At 67.7% G+C, this 16,796-nt stretch carries 14 protein-coding genes; 11 read left to right on the forward strand and 3 right to left on the reverse strand.

Annotated features, from left to right (window positions below; genetic code table 11):
* The first annotated feature begins 42 nt into the window (after positions 1-42).
* The 5 genes from ACL9RL_RS04170 to ACL9RL_RS04190 all read left to right on the forward strand — a co-directional run bounded on the left by ACL9RL_RS04170 (position 43) and on the right by ACL9RL_RS04190 (position 7,436).
* Positions 43-1,386 (forward strand): ABC transporter substrate-binding protein, encoded by a 1,344-nt coding sequence (locus ACL9RL_RS04170; protein ID WP_422778952.1) that lies wholly within the window; start codon positions 43-45, stop codon positions 1,384-1,386.
* Between the two features lie 170 nt (positions 1,387-1,556).
* The gene (locus ACL9RL_RS04175) at positions 1,557-3,749 is read left to right on the forward strand and encodes an alpha-galactosidase (protein ID WP_422778953.1); all 2,193 of its coding nucleotides are present in this window, start codon (positions 1,557-1,559) and stop codon (positions 3,747-3,749) included.
* Between the two features lie 176 nt (positions 3,750-3,925).
* A complete protein-coding gene (locus ACL9RL_RS04180; protein ID WP_422778954.1) occupies positions 3,926-5,671 on the forward strand; it encodes a circularly permuted type 2 ATP-grasp protein in 1,746 nt (581 codons plus the stop codon).
* Entirely contained in the window at positions 5,665-6,594 is a 930-nt protein-coding gene (locus ACL9RL_RS04185; RefSeq protein ID WP_422778955.1) for an alpha-E domain-containing protein, read from the forward strand. The genes ACL9RL_RS04180 and ACL9RL_RS04185 overlap by 7 nt, the downstream gene beginning before the upstream one ends.
* The gene (locus ACL9RL_RS04190) at positions 6,591-7,436 is read left to right on the forward strand and encodes a transglutaminase family protein (protein ID WP_422778956.1); all 846 of its coding nucleotides are present in this window, start codon (positions 6,591-6,593) and stop codon (positions 7,434-7,436) included. The genes ACL9RL_RS04185 and ACL9RL_RS04190 overlap by 4 nt, the downstream gene beginning before the upstream one ends.
* Positions 7,437-7,544: 108 nt before the next feature.
* On the opposite strand, the gene ACL9RL_RS04195 is transcribed toward ACL9RL_RS04190, so the two are convergent.
* Positions 7,545-8,264, reverse strand: coding sequence for an alpha/beta hydrolase (locus ACL9RL_RS04195; RefSeq protein ID WP_422778957.1), 720 nt, complete (start codon positions 8,262-8,264; stop codon positions 7,545-7,547).
* Positions 8,265-8,445: 181 nt separating this feature from the next.
* Between ACL9RL_RS04195 and ACL9RL_RS04200 the strand changes: the two genes are divergently transcribed.
* Both ACL9RL_RS04200 and ACL9RL_RS04205 read left to right on the forward strand, forming a co-directional pair.
* Positions 8,446-8,793, forward strand: a complete 348-nt coding sequence (locus ACL9RL_RS04200; protein ID WP_422778958.1) for an ArsR/SmtB family transcription factor — start codon at positions 8,446-8,448, stop codon at positions 8,791-8,793.
* Between the two features lie 9 nt (positions 8,794-8,802).
* The gene (locus ACL9RL_RS04205; RefSeq protein WP_422778959.1) at positions 8,803-9,243 is read left to right on the forward strand and encodes a DUF3054 domain-containing protein; all 441 of its coding nucleotides are present in this window, start codon (positions 8,803-8,805) and stop codon (positions 9,241-9,243) included.
* 676 nt (positions 9,244-9,919) lie between these two features.
* On the opposite strand, the gene ACL9RL_RS04210 is transcribed toward ACL9RL_RS04205, so the two are convergent.
* Together ACL9RL_RS04210 and ACL9RL_RS04215 are read right to left on the reverse strand one after the other, a co-directional pair.
* Positions 9,920-11,332 (reverse strand): MFS transporter, encoded by a 1,413-nt coding sequence (locus tag ACL9RL_RS04210; protein ID WP_422778960.1) that lies wholly within the window; start codon positions 11,330-11,332, stop codon positions 9,920-9,922.
* Positions 11,333-11,410: 78 nt separating this feature from the next.
* Positions 11,411-11,845, reverse strand: a complete 435-nt coding sequence (locus ACL9RL_RS04215) for a MarR family winged helix-turn-helix transcriptional regulator (protein WP_422778961.1) — start codon at positions 11,843-11,845, stop codon at positions 11,411-11,413.
* Positions 11,846-12,033: 188 nt separating this feature from the next.
* Between ACL9RL_RS04215 and ACL9RL_RS04220 the strand changes: the two genes are divergently transcribed.
* The 4 genes from ACL9RL_RS04220 (at position 12,034) to ACL9RL_RS04235 (ending at position 16,788) form a co-directional block, all read left to right on the forward strand.
* Positions 12,034-13,479: an RCC1 domain-containing protein gene (locus ACL9RL_RS04220; protein WP_422778962.1), complete on the forward strand. Its 1,446-nt coding sequence runs from the start codon at positions 12,034-12,036 to the stop codon at positions 13,477-13,479.
* 27 nt (positions 13,480-13,506) lie between these two features.
* Positions 13,507-14,448, forward strand: coding sequence for a putative Ig domain-containing protein (locus tag ACL9RL_RS04225; RefSeq protein ID WP_422778963.1), 942 nt, complete (start codon positions 13,507-13,509; stop codon positions 14,446-14,448).
* Between the two features lie 189 nt (positions 14,449-14,637).
* Positions 14,638-15,504, forward strand: coding sequence for an alpha/beta hydrolase (locus ACL9RL_RS04230; protein WP_422778964.1), 867 nt, complete (start codon positions 14,638-14,640; stop codon positions 15,502-15,504).
* Between the two features lie 234 nt (positions 15,505-15,738).
* Positions 15,739-16,788 carry a lipoate--protein ligase family protein gene (locus ACL9RL_RS04235; RefSeq protein ID WP_422778965.1) on the forward strand — a complete coding sequence of 350 codons (1,050 nt, stop codon included), beginning with the start codon at positions 15,739-15,741 and terminating at the stop codon, positions 16,786-16,788.
* Positions 16,789-16,796: the final 8 nt, after the last annotated feature.

The following is a 16,796-nucleotide window of genomic DNA, read 5'->3' on the forward strand; positions in this document are numbered from 1 at the left end:
CACCCCATCCCACCCTGCTCGTGTTCAATCAAAGGAGATCGAATGAACCGCAAGAGAGTCCTCGCGATCGTCGTCGGCGCAGCCGTCGCCATCCCCCTCGCCGCCTGTTCCGGAGGAGGCGCAGGATCGTCCTCCGACGCGTCCGGCGCCGTCCAGTGGTGGACGTGGGACGACAAGCAGGCCGTGTCGTACGGCAAGTGCATCGACGGGTTCGAGAAGGAGAACCCCGGTATCAAGGTCGACATCTCGCAGTATGCGTGGGACGACTACTGGACGAAGATCACCACGGGCTTCGTGGCGGGCACGGCGCCGGACGCGTTCCAGAACAACACGAGCTTCTACCCCGAGTACGTGGACCAGGGTCAGCTGCTGCCCCTCGACGACCTCATCACGAGCACCAAGTTCGACATCGACGCGATCGGCACCGGCATCGACTCCTGGACGTACTCCGACGACAAGCTCTACGGCATCCCGATGGACTGGGCCACGATGGGCTTCTTCTACAACGCAGACCAGCTGGCGGCTGCCGGCCTCACCGCGAACGACGTCGACACGATGACGTGGAACCCGAAGGACGGCGGAACCTTCGACAAGGTCGTCGCGCACCTCACGGTCGACGCGAACGGCGTGCGCGGCGACGAGACGGGCTTCGACAAGACGAAGGTGGCCGTCTACGGCACCGGCACCATCGGCACCAACGGTCTGAACGGTCAGGACAGCTGGGCGTCGTTCCTCTCGACGACCGGCTGGACGCTCGGCGCCGGGAAGAACTGGCCGGAGACGTTCGACTACTCCGCACCGGAGTTCGTCGCCGCGATGAACTACTTCCGAGGCCTCGCGGACCGCGGCCTGTCGCCGCACGAGGGCGACTTCACGCAGGGCGCCGTCGAGCAGCTCGGCTCCGGGAAGGTCGCCATGGTCGTCGGCGGGTCCTGGTACGCGCCGTCCTTCAACGCGCTCAAGGACATGAAGGTCGCCATCGCCCCGTCGGTCCTCGGTGAGGACGGCAAGCGCTCATCGCTCACCAACTCGAACGCGAACTCGATCTGGAAGGGCAGCCCCCGCACGGAGAATGCGTGGAAGTGGGTCTCCTACATGGGCTCGGAGGCGTGCCAGAGCGCTGCCGGCGTCGACGGCACCTTCTTCCCGTCGATTCAGGCGTCGATGGACGTGACCGCGAAGTCCATGCTCGAACAGGGCATCGACGTGAAGCCGTACACGGACCAGTTCGAGCAGGGCACCCTGTTCACCACGCCGATGTTCCGCAGCGGCCAGGAGCTCGGGTCGACGATCACGCCGATGTTCCAGGCGTTCTTCGCCGGTGAGCGTGACGACAAGGTGTTCGCCGAGATGGACGACGCGAGCAAGCAGATCCTCGGCGGATAACGCCGGTCGGGTCGGCGGGCCGTGCGTGAGCGCATCGTCCGCCGACCCGCGGGCGTCTGCGCCGACGTCGATCCGGCACCGAACGAACCGAACCAACCGCACCGAATCACCCCGCACGCACCACCCTCACCGAATCACCCCCCACCGACCCCGCACCGAGGAGAGCACCCGTGACCACCGACTCCAGCAGCACGACCCCTGCCGCTGCCACCCGGCCGTCCCCGACCGTCGTCCACCTGCGAGCCGGCGGCACGAGCGTCGTCGTCGCGACGGATGGTGGTCGGTTGCCGCGCATCGTCCACTGGGGTCTCGATCTCGGGGACCTGGACGATGCCGTGCTCGCCGATCTGGTCCGGTCCGGCCTGCCAGACATCGGCGACAGCCCGGTGACGTATCCGCAGCCGGTCCCCGTGGTGCCGCAGCTGGCGGAGGGGTGGATAGGCCGGCCCGGTCTGCAGGGCAGCAGCGATGGCACACGGTGGGCGTCGTTGTTCGCCGAGGCGCGGTACACGGTCGTCCTGCCGTCCGAGCACGCCGACGGCAGCGCGACGCTCCGCGCTGAGGCGGTCGACGCCGCCTACGGGTTGACGCTCGCGATCGACATCGAGGTGCTGGCGTCCGGTCTCGTCCGCCAGCGGGCGACCCTCGCGAACGCCGAGGCGGACGGCGCCGAGTACCGGCTCGACGGCCTCGAACTCGCGTTCCCCGTCCCCTCGGCCGCCACGGAGGTCCTCGACCTCACCGGGCGATGGGCGCTCGAGCGCGTCCCGCAGCGTCGGCCCTTCCACGTCGGCGAGTGGGTCAGGTCCTCGCGTGGAGGCAAGCCGGGCCTCGAACACACCCTGCTGCTCGCGGCCGGTGAGGCCGGGTTCGGCTTCCGCTCCGGCCTGGTCTGGGCCGTCCATCTCGCGTGGAGCGGGAACCAGGTGCTCGCGGCGGAGCGGATGCCAACCGGCGACCGCCGCTTGGCCGCCGGCGAGCTCCTGCTGCCGGCCGAGGTCGTGCTCGCGGCAGGCGACGACTACACGACGCCCTGGGTGTACGGGTCGTGGGGCGACGGACTGGACGAACTCGCCGGACGGTTCCACGATCACCTGCGCTCGCGGCCGTCGCACCCCTCATCGCCCAGGCCCACGATCATGAACACCTGGGAGGCCGTGTACTTCGACCACGACTTCGACACGCTCAGCCGGTTGGCGGTGGAGGCGGCGGCGCTCGGGATCGAGCGGTTCGTGATCGATGACGGCTGGTTCACCGGTCGGCGGGACGACACCTCCTCGCTCGGCGACTGGAGCGTCGACGGAGCCGTGTGGCCGGACGGGCTCGAACCGCTCGCGGATCGCGTGCGGGAGCTGGGGATGGACTTCGGACTGTGGTTCGAGCCGGAGATGATCAACGTCGACTCGGAGCTCGCCCGCGCCCACCCGGAGTGGATCTTCGACGCCGGCCACGGCATCGGCCTGCCCTCCCGGCATCAGCACGTCCTCGACCTCGGTCATCCGGAAGCATGGGCGCACGTGCACGACCAGATGACGGAGCTCGTCGGCCGGCTCGGCATCGCGTACATCAAGTGGGACCACAACCGGTACCTGATCGATGCTGGCCACACGCCGACGGGTCGGCCGGGGGTCCGCGAGCAGACGCTCGCCGCCTACCGGTTGATGGCCGCGCTCAAGGCGGAGCATCCAGGACTCGAGATCGAGTCGTGTGCGAGCGGCGGCGGTCGTATCGACCTCGGCGTCCTCGAACACACGGACCGGGTGTGGCCGAGCGACTGCAACGACCCGCACGAGCGGCTTGAGGTCCAGCGGTGGACGGGGCTGCTGGTGCCGCCGGAGCTGCAGGGCACACACCTCGGTGCCGAGGAGTCGCACACGACGCACCGCGTGCATCCGCTCGACTACCGGGCGGAGAAGTCGCTGTGGGGGCATTTCGGGTTGGAGATCAACCTGCTGGAGGAGCCTGAGGAGGCGAAGGCGCACATCGGCCGGTGGATCGCGTTCCATCTGGAGCATCGTGCGCTGCTGCACAGCGGGCGCGTGGTGCACGCAGACCTCTCGACGCCGGCCCTGCGCTTGGAGGGTGTCGTCGCCGCGGATCGGAGCGAGGCGCTCTACGCGTTCAGCGTGACCGAGCGTCCGTCCACCTGGCCTCCCGGGCGGGTGACGCTGCCGGGCCTCGACCCCGATCGCAGCTACCGGGTCACCCTCGTCGAGCCCGGCCTGCCCATCTCGCACGACGGCCAGCCGTCCTGGCTGAGCTCCGGCGTCACCCTCCCCGGCCGGGTCCTCACCGCCCTCGGCGTCGAGGCCCCGTCCCTCGACCCCGACCGCTCCGTCCTCTTCCGAGCCATCGCCCTCTAGCCCCGCCTCGCCTGCTGTCGAGGGGTCGCAAATGGCGGGTGTAGCGCCGTCGCACCCGCCATTTGCGACCCCTCGGCAGCAGAAAGCGGGGGAGATGGACGAATGGTGAACGATGGATGACGCGATGGGACGTGGCGCGAAACACGGTCGCAACACGTGCCGGGTATGCTCCGGCCATGGGCGATCTGTTCAATGGATACGGCGGGACCTTGGCGCCGCGCAAGACGGCCGGCGGCGTACCCGCCTGGGACGAGATGTTCGGCGAAGCGACCGAGCATGCCGGCGGGTCGAGCGCCCGTCGGGCGTACCGCGAGATCTATACGGCGCTCGCCGCGATGACCCAGGACGAGCTCCGCGGTCGCACGGAATCCCTCGCCAGCTCCTACCTCGCCCAGGGCGTCACCTTCGACTTCGCCGGCGAAGAGCGACCCTTCCCGCTCGATGCCGTCCCACGGGTGATCGAGCAGCGCGAGTGGACCGACATCGAGGCAGGGATCAAGCAGCGCGTGAAGGCGCTCGAAGCGTTCCTGGCAGATGTCTACGGGCCGCAGCTCGCGGTCCGTGACGGGGTGATCCCGGCCAAGCTCATCTCATCGTCCTCCCACTTCCACCGCCAGGCGTACGGGATCCCGAGCGCCAACGGCGTGCGCATCCAGGTGTCCGGCATCGACCTCATCCGTGACGAGCACGGGCAGATGCGGGTGCTTGAGGACAACGTGCGCGTGCCGTCCGGCGTGAGCTACGTCATCTCCAACCGTCGGGTGATGGCGCAGACCCTGCCAGAGCTGTTCGTGTCGATGCGGGTGCGTCCGGTTGGCGACTACCCCAACAAGTTGCTCCAGGCTCTGCGGGCGAGTGCCCCTCCGGGCATCGAGGACCCCAATGTCGTGGTGTTGACGCCCGGCGTGTACAACTCCGCGTACTTCGAGCACACGCTGCTCGCGCGTCTGATGGGTGTCGAACTCGTCGAGGGACGAGACCTCTTCTGCTCCGGCGGCAAGGTCTACATGCGGACGACGTCCGGTCCGAGCCGTGTGGACGTCATCTACCGCCGGGTCGACGACGAGTTCCTCGACCCGCTGGCGTTCCGTGCTGATTCGATGCTCGGCTCACCGGGGCTCATGCTCGCGGCGCGCCTCGGGAACGTGACGATCGCGAACGCGGTCGGCAACGGCGTCGCCGACGACAAACTCGTCTACACCTACATGCCCGACCTCATCCGGTACTACCTGGGTGAGGACGCGATCCTGCCGAACGTCGACACCTGGCGACTCGAGGATCCGCTCGCGCTGGAGGAGGTGCTGGACCGGCTCGACGAGCTCGTCGTGAAGCCCGTCGACGGCTCGGGCGGCAAGGGCCTCGTCGTCGGTCCGGATGCGTCCAAGCAGGAACTCGCCGACCTCAAGGTGCGGTTGCAGGCGGACCCGCGCGGGTGGATCGCGCAGCCGGTCGTGATGCTGTCGACCATCCCGACGCTCGTCGAGGACGGTATGCGGCCCCGCCACGCTGACCTTCGTCCGTTCGCGGTCAACGACGGCAACGACGTCTGGGTGCTGCCGGGCGGTCTGACCCGCGTTGCGCTCCCCGAGGGGCAGCTCGTGGTGAATTCGAGCCAGGGCGGCGGGTCGAAGGACACCTGGGTCGTCGGGCGCGCGTTCGATCCGGCATCGCCTCCCGTGTCGCCGCACGACATCCAGGGCCTCGTCGCCGAGCAGGCCGCCGGGGAGAGCCAGCCGGCGCCCGTGGACCTCGGGACGGCTCCCGACCATTCGCCGCACGACGGCCCGCCAGGGGCCCAGGAGCAACAGGAGCAACAGCAGCAGGACCGCGAACAGCAGGAACAGCAGGAGCAACAGCAGCAGTCGCGCCAGCACCAGGCGGCCGTCATCGAACCACACGAACCGGAGGGAGGACCATGCTGAGTCGCATCGCCGAGAGCCTCTTCTGGATCGGCCGCTACATCGAGCGGAGCGACGGCACCGCGCGCATCCTCGACGTCCACCTGCAGCTCCTCCTGGAGGACCCGTGGATCGATGAGGACACCGCGTGCCGCTCACTGCTCTCGGTGATGGGGAGCGAGGCTCCGGAGGGCGTCGAGCTGACCCGTGAGGACATCCTCGCGCAGCTCGCCGTGGACCGGACGCATCCCGCGTCGATCGCCTACTCCTTGGGTGCCGCCCGCGAGAACGCGCGTCGCGCGCGCGAGATCGTTTCCACGGAACTGTGGGAGTGCCTGAACACGACCAGGGCACGTATGCCGCGCCGGGTCGCGAGCGACAAGGTGCACGAGTTCTTCGGTTGGGTGCGCGAGCGGGCGGCGCTCGCCGTCGGCATCGTGGATTCGGCGACGAGCCGGGACGACGCCTGGCGGTTCTTTATGTTGGGGCGCAGCCTGGAGCGGGCCGACATGACGGCCAGGCTCCTCGCGACGCGTTCGCTCACCGAGGCGAGCGGTCCGTCCTGGACGACGATCCTGCGCTCGTGCGGCGCGTACGAGGCGTACCTGCGGACGTACCGCGGCATGCCGAGTGCGAAGAACGCCGCCGAGTTCCTCCTGCTCGATCAGTTGTTCCCGAGGTCGGTCATGTTCTCGATCAGTCGTGCTGAGGAGTGCATGCGCGAGCTGGAGCCGAGGCGCGGCCGTGTCGGCGTCGTCGATTCGGCCCAACGCCTGCTCGGTCAGATCCGCAGCGATCTGGAGTACCGGCCCATCCAGGACACCCTCATCGATCTGCCGGCCAGGATGGATGCGGTCCAGACGGTCACCAGCCAGGTCTCGGAGGCCGTCCGGGAACGCTACTTCCCAACACATGCCGTCCCCAGTTGGATCGGAGAGCACTCGTGACCAGACTCCACATCAGACACCGCACCGGCTTCTCGTACGCCGGCAAGGTCAACGCGTCGTACAACGAGGCGCGGATGCTGCCCGTGACGACGGAGCACCAGCGGGTGCTGTATTCGCACATCGACATCCAGCCGGGGGCGTCGCAGAGCACGTACACCGACTACTGGGGGATGAACGTGAGCGCCTTCGAGGTGCTCACGCCGCATGACCAGTTGTCACTCACCGCGACGAGTCTCGTGGAGGTGCAGCCGCGGGAGCACGCGGTGCACGACATGGGCTGGAGTGAGTTGGCCGATGCCGCACGCGAGTCGGTCACGCGCGTCGAGCACCTGGGGCAGACGCGTCGGACGACCCCGCCGGAGGACCTACTGGTACTCGCGCGTGAGATCGCGGATCGGTTCGAGAACCCGTGCGATGCCGCACTCGAGATCGCGCGCGAGGTCGGCAGGCAGATGTCCTACGTCCAGGGTGTGACGAGTGTGTACTCGACGGCCGCTGAGGCGTGGGCGAACCGCAAGGGCGTCTGCCAGGACATCACGCACATCGTGCTGGGGGCGTTGCGTTCGGTCGGCATTCCGGCCAGGTATGTGTCCGGCTATCTGCACCCGAAGCCGTCTGCGCCGATCGGTGAGACGGTCGTGGGGGAGTCGCATGCGTGGGTGGAGTGGTTCTGCGGCGCTTGGCGCGGGTTCGACCCGACCAACCAGATCGACATCGGCGAGCGGCACGTCCTCATCGGTCGGGGCCGCGACTACGGCGACGTCTCGCCGCTGCGCGGTGTGTACGCCGGCTCCTACAAGTCGAAGCTGTTCGTGACCGTGGAGATCACGCGCGAGGCGTGATGCTCCTCCCTCCCTCCCTCCCTCACTCACTTCCGCCGAGGGGTCGCAAATGGTGGGTGTGAGCCCTGTCACACCCACCATTTGCGACCCCTCGGCAGACGGGGATGGTCAGACGCGGGCGAGCGCGCGAGCCGCGACGTCCGCCGGGACCTCGTGGTAGCCGTCGAACTCGACGTATTCCGGCTCGTATCCGACGCGCTCCAGCTGGGGGACGATGCGACGGCTGGCGCGGTCGATCGGGAGGACGGAATCGGCGGTGCCGTGCGAGACGAAGACCGCCGGTTCGCCGAAGCGCTGCGAGCCGACGACGAAACCCGGCGAGAACGCCAGGATCGAGCTGAACAGCTCTCCGTTGGCGAGTCCGATCGACAGCGCAGCGGTCGCTCCGTCCGAGAAGCCGGCGATCGCGATGCGCTGCGGGTCGATCGGCAGGTGCTCGAACGTCTCGTCGAGCAGGGTGTCGAGGAGTTCGATGTCCGGACCGAATCCGGTGCGCACGGCATCCCAGGTGGGGCCGGTGGACTTCGGCGCGAGGATCACGATGCCGGCGTCCTCCGCTTCCTGTTGCAGGATCGGCAGGACGTGGGCGGGGTCCGAGCTTGCGCCGTGCAGGAGGACGACGAGTGGAACGGGGCCGTCCGGGAGCTCGTCGGGGACGACGAGGAGGTGCGAACGTGCGCCGGCCGGGCCGATCTGGTGCACTCCGGCTGGGAGTTCGCTCGTTGCGGGCGCGTGGCTCGTGACGGTGTCCGGCGTTGCGCTCAGCAGGCCGTTGGACCAGTCGGGACGGGTGGGGGCCGGTGGGAGGAGGGCTTCGAGGTCGAGCATGGTGGCCTTCCGGGTGGAGGGTGATTCGTGGGGTGAGCGAATCGAGGCTGTGGATGGCGGCGTCGGTGGCGGCATCGCGAGGGTCGATGTGCATCGAAGGTACGGTGTATATTGTACCTGTATGAAGAAGTAGACCAGAAACCAAGGTTCGATGCAAGTCGTACCTCAGAAGGAGTTGACCATGACGGGCGAACGCGACCAGCCGGACGTCGCCGATCTCGATCTCGGCCGCATCTTCGCGGCCCTCGCCGAGCCCATGCGGCTGAAGGTGATCATGGAACTCATCCGGGAGAACGTCTCGGGCGAGCGCAGTTGTGCGTCCTTCTGCCTCCCGGTGGCGAAGTCGACGCTCACCCACCACTTCCGCGTCCTGCGCGAGGCCGGCCTCATCAGCGACACCGACTACGGCAACCGTCGCGGTGTCGTCCTGCGGCGGGAGGACCTCGCATCGCGGTTCCCCTCGCTCCTCCAATTGCTGGACGATGAGGCGTGGTCGCGTCATCAGCTCGGGGCGCGACTCGACGCGTAGGCTGAGCGCATGACCGGATCTGCAGCCGAATCGACCAGCGACACGGGTGCTGCGGCACCGCAGCAGGCAGGGCGCGCGCCCGTCACCGTGCTGGTGCTGCCGATCGTCGCCGACCTGGTCGCGGTCATCGTGTTCGTCCTCATCGGGCGTGCCAGCCACGGCGAGGGTATCCTCGGTCTGCTGAACACGCTGTGGCCGTTCGCGGCTGCGCTCGGCGTCGGGCATGTGCTCGCGCTGGTGCTCGGTCGGAACCGTCCGGCGCAGATCCGTTGGACGGGTCTCATCGTCTGGATCGTGACCGTCGCCGGAGGGATGCTCCTGCGCACGGTGTCGGGTCAGGGTGTCCAGCTGAGCTTCGTCATCGTGACGACCCTCGTCCTCGCGGTCTTCTTCCTCGGCTGGCGTCTCGTGTGGTGGCTCGTCGAGCGGCGTCGCGCTCGCGCGGTCTGACACGTGTCTGTGACACGACCGCCGGGTTGATTGCGACGCGCTTACACTTCGAAACCCTGCAGTGTTCCGGGTTTCTCCATCGCCTCCTGATGGCGATTGCCGCGGCTCGCGTCCGTTGGTTAGCCGGCTGCGTGGACGTAAGATGCGACCGCATCTCGTACGAGCTGCGACACAGAGACGCCGCGCGCTTTCGCCGCTTCGCGCGCTGCGCTGTCCAGAGTCGCAGTTGTGCGAACCTTCCAGGTCACAGCTGACGGGGCGGACGATTCGAGACGCGGGCGCCCGCGAGCTATGGTGACCGCCGATTCCAGGGAGCCCGCACCCGTGGCTTCCATCAGGAGCTGTTGCGCGGACGCTGCCGCATCGGGACCGCGAAGCGTCTTGCCTCGAGTGGGAAGTTCACCGCGCTCTGCTCGCCGCGCGAGTTCGTTGTAGTCCGTCATGTTGTTTCTCCTGTTTTCACGAGGTGCCGATATATAATCCCGTGCTTGCTTGCGCTGTCTGCCCACCGAACCGCCATGGATAAAGGTACCACGAAAATAGGCCTACAAAATGCCGTCGTCGGTTTCATCCTGGGCGGTATCGAATCCCGGCGATGAGGGCGCTCCGCATATCCCCGGAGATGACGCGTCCTTATTATGGTTTAGGCCGCTAGACCATAATAAGGACGGGCGGATTATCGCCTCGAGGCTTCGGCCGGGGCGGGACTCGGGCTCTGATCCTTCGAACGTTGCCGCCTCGACCCACGCGCCGCAATCGTCGGCACCTGCCGCTTCGGCAACGGGATGGGCGAGGTCAGCGCGATCTGCTCGGAGAAGTCCTCCGGCACGACCGGGCGGGCGACGCCGTCGTGCACGAACTGCAGACGCCAGCGCGACTCCGGCGCTACCTGCAGGCGCAGACTGTGCCGGCTGACACCGTAGATCAACCCGATCGCACACGCCGTGAAGCCAGCGAGCGCGCCGACGCCGAGCGCCCATCTGGGGCCGAACGTGTCGGCGACCCAGCCGACGATGGGCGCCCCGATCGGTGTGCCGCCCATCAGGATCGCCATGTAGAGCGCCATCACCCGTCCGCGCACGGCCGGTTCTGTGCTCGTCTGCACGAGTCCGTTGGCGGTCGTGAGCATCGTGACCGTGGAGAAGCCGACGAACACCAGCACGAAGGCGAACGACCAGTACGTCGGCATAAACGCCGCGGTCAGTGCAGCGACCCCGAACAGCCCGGATGCTCCGACCACCATGCGCATGCGCGCCTTCGCACGCTGCGCCGCGAGCAATGCGCCTGTGAGTGAGCCGATCGCGAGGACCGAGGACAGGATCCCGTACTCGCCGGCGCCCTTCCCGAACTCGACGGCCATGGTCGACGCGAAGATCGGGAAGTTCATCCCGAACGCGCCCATGATGAACACGATCACAAAGACGACCATGAGGTCGGGACGCCCGCGGACGTACCTGAAGCCCTCCACGAACTGCCCCCTGGTCCTCGCGGCGCGCGGCACCCGCCGCAATTGGCTCGTCCGCAGGAGGAGCAGGGCGCCGATCGTGGCGAGGAAGGTGAATCCGTTCGCGATGAAGACCCAACCGGATCCGATGGCGACGATCAGGAGACCGGCGATGGCCGGCCCGATCATCCGCGCCGCGTTGAAGGAGGCGGAGTTGAGGGCGACGGCGTTCGACATGTTGTGCTCGTCGACGAGTTCGGAGACGAAGGTCTGGCGGGCCGGGCCGTCGACGGCGTTCACGATGCCGAGCGCGAGCGCGAACAGGTACATGTGCCACAACTGGGCGTGGCCGAAGATGAGCAGCGCGCCGAGCGCCAACGCCAGGAGCATGAGGCTCGACTGGGTGGCGATGAGGATCTTGCGCTTGTCGAATCGGTCCGCGATGAGGCCGGTGATCGGCACGAGGACGAGCTGGGGGCCGAACTGCAGGGCCATCGTGGCGCCCACCGCGACGGCATCGTTGTGCGTCAGATCGGTGAGGACGACCCAGTTCTGGGTGGTGGCCTGCATCCACGCGCCGACGTTCGAGACGAGCGCGCCGATGAACCAGATGCGGTAGTTGGTACTGGACAGGGAACGGAACATCGCACTCACTGGGTGGTGTGCCTCCTGGGATGGTCTGAGAGCCTGTCGGCGGTCGGACGGCGGATGGGTGGGGACTGACTACTGTGTTGCGAGCCTCCGCATGATGATTGCGGCGGCTGCGAGGGTTTCGCGTTCATCTGGCGTGAGGGCGCGGAGTTGTTGAGTGATCCACGCGTCGCGTTTGCGGACGGTTTCCGTGACGGTTGCGTGGCCGGCTTCGGTGAGGGCGATGGTGACTTTGCGGCGGTCGGTCTCGTCGGTTTCGCGGGTGACGTAGCCGGATTCTTCGAGGCAGTTGACGGTGCGGTTCATCGATGGGGCTGAGACCCGATCGCGTTCGGCGAGGGCGCCGAGCGTGTTGGGGCCGTGGGTGTACAGGCCGCCGAGGACGGAGAACTGGGGATCGCTCAGGTCGTCGACCGATTTCTCGGCGCGCAGGCGCCTCGCCAATCGGAAGGTGCCCATGCGGAGGTCCGATGACTGCTCCGCGATCGTCTTGTTCGCTTTCGCCACAAATCCTTAGCTTAGCTCATTAGCGATGCTAATCAATCAGATGAGGCAGAGAAGCATCACAACGCCCATAAAACCTGGTAATATATCTCACGTCCAACATGCGCGTTCGTCTGTCCGTCGATCGATCCGGACCGGACTCGGGCCAGTGCCCAATCGCTCATCTCCCCAACTCACAAGGAGCCCTTCTCGTGCGTACACATCGATCCAGGTGGACCGCCGCGTCCATCGTCGCCGCCGTCCTCGCGGCACTCGTCATACCCTCATCTGCGGCCGGTGCCGTCGGTGCCGTTGTTACGGGACCCGTGGCCCCCGACACCGGACCGACCGCTGGCGGGACGACCGTGCAGGTCGATGCCAGCAACCCGCAGAAGGTGATCAAGCAGATCACCGCCGGCCTGGCGTCGGTCATCCTGTTCGAGGATGGCACGGCCTCGGCCTTCGGGAACGGAACGGACGGCTCCCTCGGGAACGGGAAGTTCGAGGACTCGGACGTGCCTGTCGCTGTTTCGATTCCCGAGGGCACGAGGTTCACCTCGATGGCGAGCGGGGCTTTCCACACCGTCGCCATCGACCAGGATGGGAAGCTGTGGTCCTGGGGTCGGGGCTGGTCGGGCCAGCTCGGAGTCGGATACGAAGTCGGTGCCAGGCGACCCGCTCCGGTACCGGTGGCCGCACCGGACGGCGTTCGATTCGTGTCGGTGGCGGCTCAGACCCAGCTGTCCTTCGCGCTCACCGACACCGGGGAGTTGTGGGCGTGGGGGGTCAATGGCGAAGGGCAGCTCGGAGTCGGGGAGGACGCAATTGTCGTCTGGGCACCGATGCGTGTGCTGTTGCCTGAAGCCGTCACCTCATTCGGCATCTCCACGAGCCACGCCATCGCCTCCCTCGAATCGGGAGCGGTCTACGCGTGGGGTCAGAACAACTACGGGGAGATCGGCAATCCGAACCCCTCTCGGCTGCCGATCCCGATGACCGTCCCGGACGGCGTGACGTTCCCGGGGCCTGTCGCCGCGGGAGGGGACGTCTCCTACGCGAAGGGATCGGATGGCGCCTGGTACGGCTGGGGCAACAACACGGACGGGCTGCTCGGGCCGAACGGCTTGAACGGGCGGAACGAGCAACCGGTCGAACTGGTCGTGCCCGACGGCGTCGACCTCCTCGACATCACAAATCACTACCGCACCTCCGCCGCCATCACCGCCGACGGTTCGGTCTACACCTGGGGCTACGGGCGGAACGGTCGACTCGGCAACGGGAGCGAAGCCTCCACGAACGTCCCCGGCCGGATCGACGTCGACGCTGTGGACCACGTCATCGTCGGCGGCGCCTTCTTCCTCGCGTTCACCGCGCCGGACACCATTTTGGGGTGGGGTCTGGAATCGCGCATCGGACTCGACTCGAAGGTCCCCGTACCGTTGCACTCCTACGGTGTCGCGAACGTGGCGAGTGTGACGTTCGACGGTGTTCCAGCGGCGTCGTTCGAACAGCCGGTGGATGGTGTCCTCGACGCGGTCACGCCGCCGCACGCTTCGGGTGTGGTCGATGTGGAGGTCACCTGGTCCGACAGCCATCGGAACACGTACGCGGACGCATTCACCTTCGGGACGCCGCCTGTTGTGACGGTCGATCCGTAGTCGCAGACGGTCGAACCGGGCGTCGACGTGACGTTCACCGCCGATGCGACCGGCGATGAGACGCCGACGGTGCTGTGGCAGAAGCGTGCCGCCGGATCGTCGGACTGGGCAGATGTCGACGGCGCGACCGAGCGCACGCTCGTCGTCGCAGCCGCCCATGTCACCGATGGCGATGCCTATCGTGCCGTGTTCTCGAACGGACTCGGCTCGGTGACGACGGCGCCGGCGCTGATCGATCTCCCCGGTGGCCCTGTTGTGGTCGTGGTGAACGACATCGACGACCAGTCGCATGTCGTCGACGACACCGTCGAGGTGCAGGTCCAAGCGTCGGCGTCCGACGGTTCCGCGCTGACGCATTCCGTGTCTGGACTGCCGGCGGGCCTTGCGATCGACGCCGCGACCGGCCTGATCACGGGCGCCCCCACCGAGGCGGGCGTGTCCGCGGTCACCGCGACGGCGACCGCTCCCACCGGGGAGTCCGCCTCCACGACGTTCACCTGGACGGTGACGGCCCTGCCCGTGCGGATCATCGTGCTGGTCGATGCGATCCCCGACCAGTCGAATCTCGTCGGCGACACCGTCGAACTGCCCGTCGTCGCGTCCGCATCGGACGGGTCCGCGTTGAGCTACTCGGCTGCCGGTCTGCCTGACGGCCTGTCGATCGATGCGGCGAGTGGCGCGATCTCAGGATCGCTCACTGCCGAAGGCGTCCATGAGGTGACGGCGACCGCGACGGCGCTCTCGGGCGAGTCCGGCTCGGCCACGTTTACTTGGACGGTCAGCGCCGGCACACCCGAGCCGACGCCGAGCCCGACACCGAATCCGACCACTGCGCCGGTCGTTCCCGATCCGAAGGCTCCCGGCCTCGCGAACACGGGTGCGAACATCGCGGGTGCGGTTGGGATCGCGGCTCTCGCGGTCGCGTCCGGGTTGGGGCTGATGGTGCTGCGTCGCCGACGTGCTGCGTAGCGCGTGACGCGTGACGAGCGGGGCCGACGCGTGTTGCGAGTGCTCCGTTCACCCACCGTTTTCAGGAAGAGCTGCCTGTCGACCGCCGAGTGCGGCCGACGGTCGGCTCTTCCTGAGACGGAGGATCGGGCGGGAGTCCGGCGCGGCGTCCCTGTCGCTCGCACGCTGCCGGATGGCTAGTCTGGGCGTGTGAGCGAGCAGCCAGCAGCACCCACCGGCGACGAAGCCGTGTACACGACCCACTCGATCGTCGACGCTGACGGCGTCACCGTCTACTACTACGTGTGGGAGGTGCCCGACGCGAAGGCGGTGGTGCACATCGCGCACGGTGTCGGTGAGCATGCGCTGCGGTACGGCCACGTCGCCGCTGCGCTGAATGCGGCCGGCTACACGGTCGTCGCTGACGACCACCGGGGTCATGGCCGAACCGGCGCCGAGCATCTCGGTCTCGGCAAGCTCGGGCCCCGGACCACGTGGGGTGCGATCGACTCGCTCGTCGCCGTCGGCAAGACGCTGCGCGCACGCTTCCCCGACACCCCGCTGGTGCTGCTCGCACACAGCTGGGGGTCGCTCATGGGGCAGAAGGTCATCGCCAGGTACACCATCTACGACCTCGCGATCCTCTCCGGCTCGTCCCTCGCGATGCCGGGGGTCATCAACACGGGCGACCTCAACAAGCGCTGGAAGTCGACCGATGCGACCGGCCTCGAATGGCTGAGTCGCGACCCCGCCGCCTGGGCGGCCTTCACCGCTGACGAGCGGAACTTCGACATCGGCGTCACGCCGGCGTGGACGCCGTTGCAGGCGCTCGCCTTCCTCGGGCGCCCGCCCAAGCGGATGCCGCGCGACCTGCCGGTGCTCATCATCGGGGGCTCCGACGACTCCCTCGGCGGCACCCGCGGCATGACGAAGCTGCGGGACGCGTACGTGAACCGTTCGCACCTGTCCGACGTGACGTTGAAGATCTACCCGGAGGCCAGGCACGAGATCTTCAACGAGCTCAATCGTGACGAGGTGCTCGCCGACGTCGTCGCCTGGCTCGACGCCCGCGTCTGACCCCCGCCCGCCCGGTCCCTGAGCTTGTCGAAGGGCCCGTGCCGCAAACGTCCACCCTTCGACAAGCTCAGGGACCGCGGGATGAAGCTCGGGGACCGCGGAATCACGTTCAGGGACCGCGGGATGAAGCTCGGGGACCGCGGAATCACGTTCAGGGACCGCGGGATGAAGCTTCAGGGACCGCGGGACGTCGTTCAGGGACCGCACGACGCCGCAGGACCCTAGGCTGGGATCATGCATGGTGAGTACAAGGTTCCTGGTGGCAAGCTCGTCGTCGTCGACCTGGACATCGTTGAGGATCGGATCGCGAACTTCCGTCTGGCCGGGGACTTCTTCCTGGAACCCGATGACGCGCTCGCCGACATCGACGCTGCAGTGAACGGGCTGCCTGCCACGACCGATGCCGCCGCCATCGCCGCCGCCATCCGCGGGTCGCTGCCGGAGGGCGCCGTCCTGCTCGGCTTCTCGCCTGAGGCCGTCGCTACGGCGATCCGCCGTTCGCTGTCGAAGGCGACCACCTGGCGAGACTACGACTGGAGCATCATCCACTCGGAGGCAGTGCCCCCTCGCCTGCACCTCGCGCTCGATGAGGTGCTCACGAATGAGGTCGGCGAGGGCCGTCGCGGGCCGACGCTCCGCATCTGGGAGTGGGACGAGTCCGCCGTCGTCATCGGCAGTTTCCAGTCGCTCAAGAACGAGGTCGACCTGGAGAACGCCGAGAAGTTCGGTTTCGATGTCGTCCGCCGTGTCTCAGGTGGTGGCGCGATGCTCATGGCGAAGGGCGCCATCATCACGTATTCCCTCTACGTCCCGGCGGAGCTCGTGAGCGGGATGACGTTCGCGGATTCGTACGCGTTCCTCGACGACTGGGTGCTGCAGGCGTTGCGTTCGCTCGGCATCGAGGCCACGTATCAGCCGCTCAACGACATCACGAGCCCGTCGGGCAAGATCGGCGGGGCGGCGCAGAAGCGCCTCGGCAATGGCGCGGTCCTCCACCACGTGACGATGAGCTACGACATGGACGGCGAACTCATGGCGAAGGTGCTCCGCATCGGCCGTGAGAAGTTGAGCGACAAGGGCACGACGTCGGCGGCGAAGCGCGTCGATCCGCTGCGCAGTCAGACCGGGCTGTCGCGGGCCGAGATCATCGACCGGATGAAGGCGACGTTCGTCTCCCTCTACGGCGCAACCCCCGGCGAGATCACCCCAGCCGAGTACGAGGCCGCCGAGTCCCTCGTCGCCTCCAAATTCGCCACCGACGCCTGGCTCACCCGAGTCCCCTAACCCACCCC

Origin of the sequence: Plantibacter sp. Mn2098, assembly GCF_049319745.1 — a bacterium.
Taxonomy (GTDB): Bacteria; Actinomycetota; Actinomycetes; order Actinomycetales; family Microbacteriaceae; genus Plantibacter.

Bases quoted from the DNA above. Each gene is read 5' to 3' on its own strand.
- ACL9RL_RS04170 (WP_422778952.1), top strand. From the start codon at position 43: ATGAACCGCAAGAGAGTCCTCGCGATCGTCGTCGGCGCAGCCGTCGCC.
- ACL9RL_RS04180 (WP_422778954.1), top strand. From the start codon at position 3,926: ATGGGCGATCTGTTCAATGGATACGGCGGGACCTTGGCGCCGCGCAAG.
- ACL9RL_RS04185 (WP_422778955.1), top strand. From the start codon at position 5,665: ATGCTGAGTCGCATCGCCGAGAGCCTCTTCTGGATCGGCCGCTACATC.
- ACL9RL_RS04195 (WP_422778957.1), bottom strand. From the start codon at position 8,264: ATGCTCGACCTCGAAGCCCTCCTCCCACCGGCCCCCACCCGTCCCGAC.
- ACL9RL_RS04200 (WP_422778958.1), top strand. From the start codon at position 8,446: ATGACGGGCGAACGCGACCAGCCGGACGTCGCCGATCTCGATCTCGGC.
- ACL9RL_RS04205 (WP_422778959.1), top strand. From the start codon at position 8,803: ATGACCGGATCTGCAGCCGAATCGACCAGCGACACGGGTGCTGCGGCA.
- ACL9RL_RS04210 (WP_422778960.1), bottom strand. From the start codon at position 11,332: ATGTTCCGTTCCCTGTCCAGTACCAACTACCGCATCTGGTTCATCGGC.
- ACL9RL_RS04235 (WP_422778965.1), top strand. From the start codon at position 15,739: ATGCATGGTGAGTACAAGGTTCCTGGTGGCAAGCTCGTCGTCGTCGAC.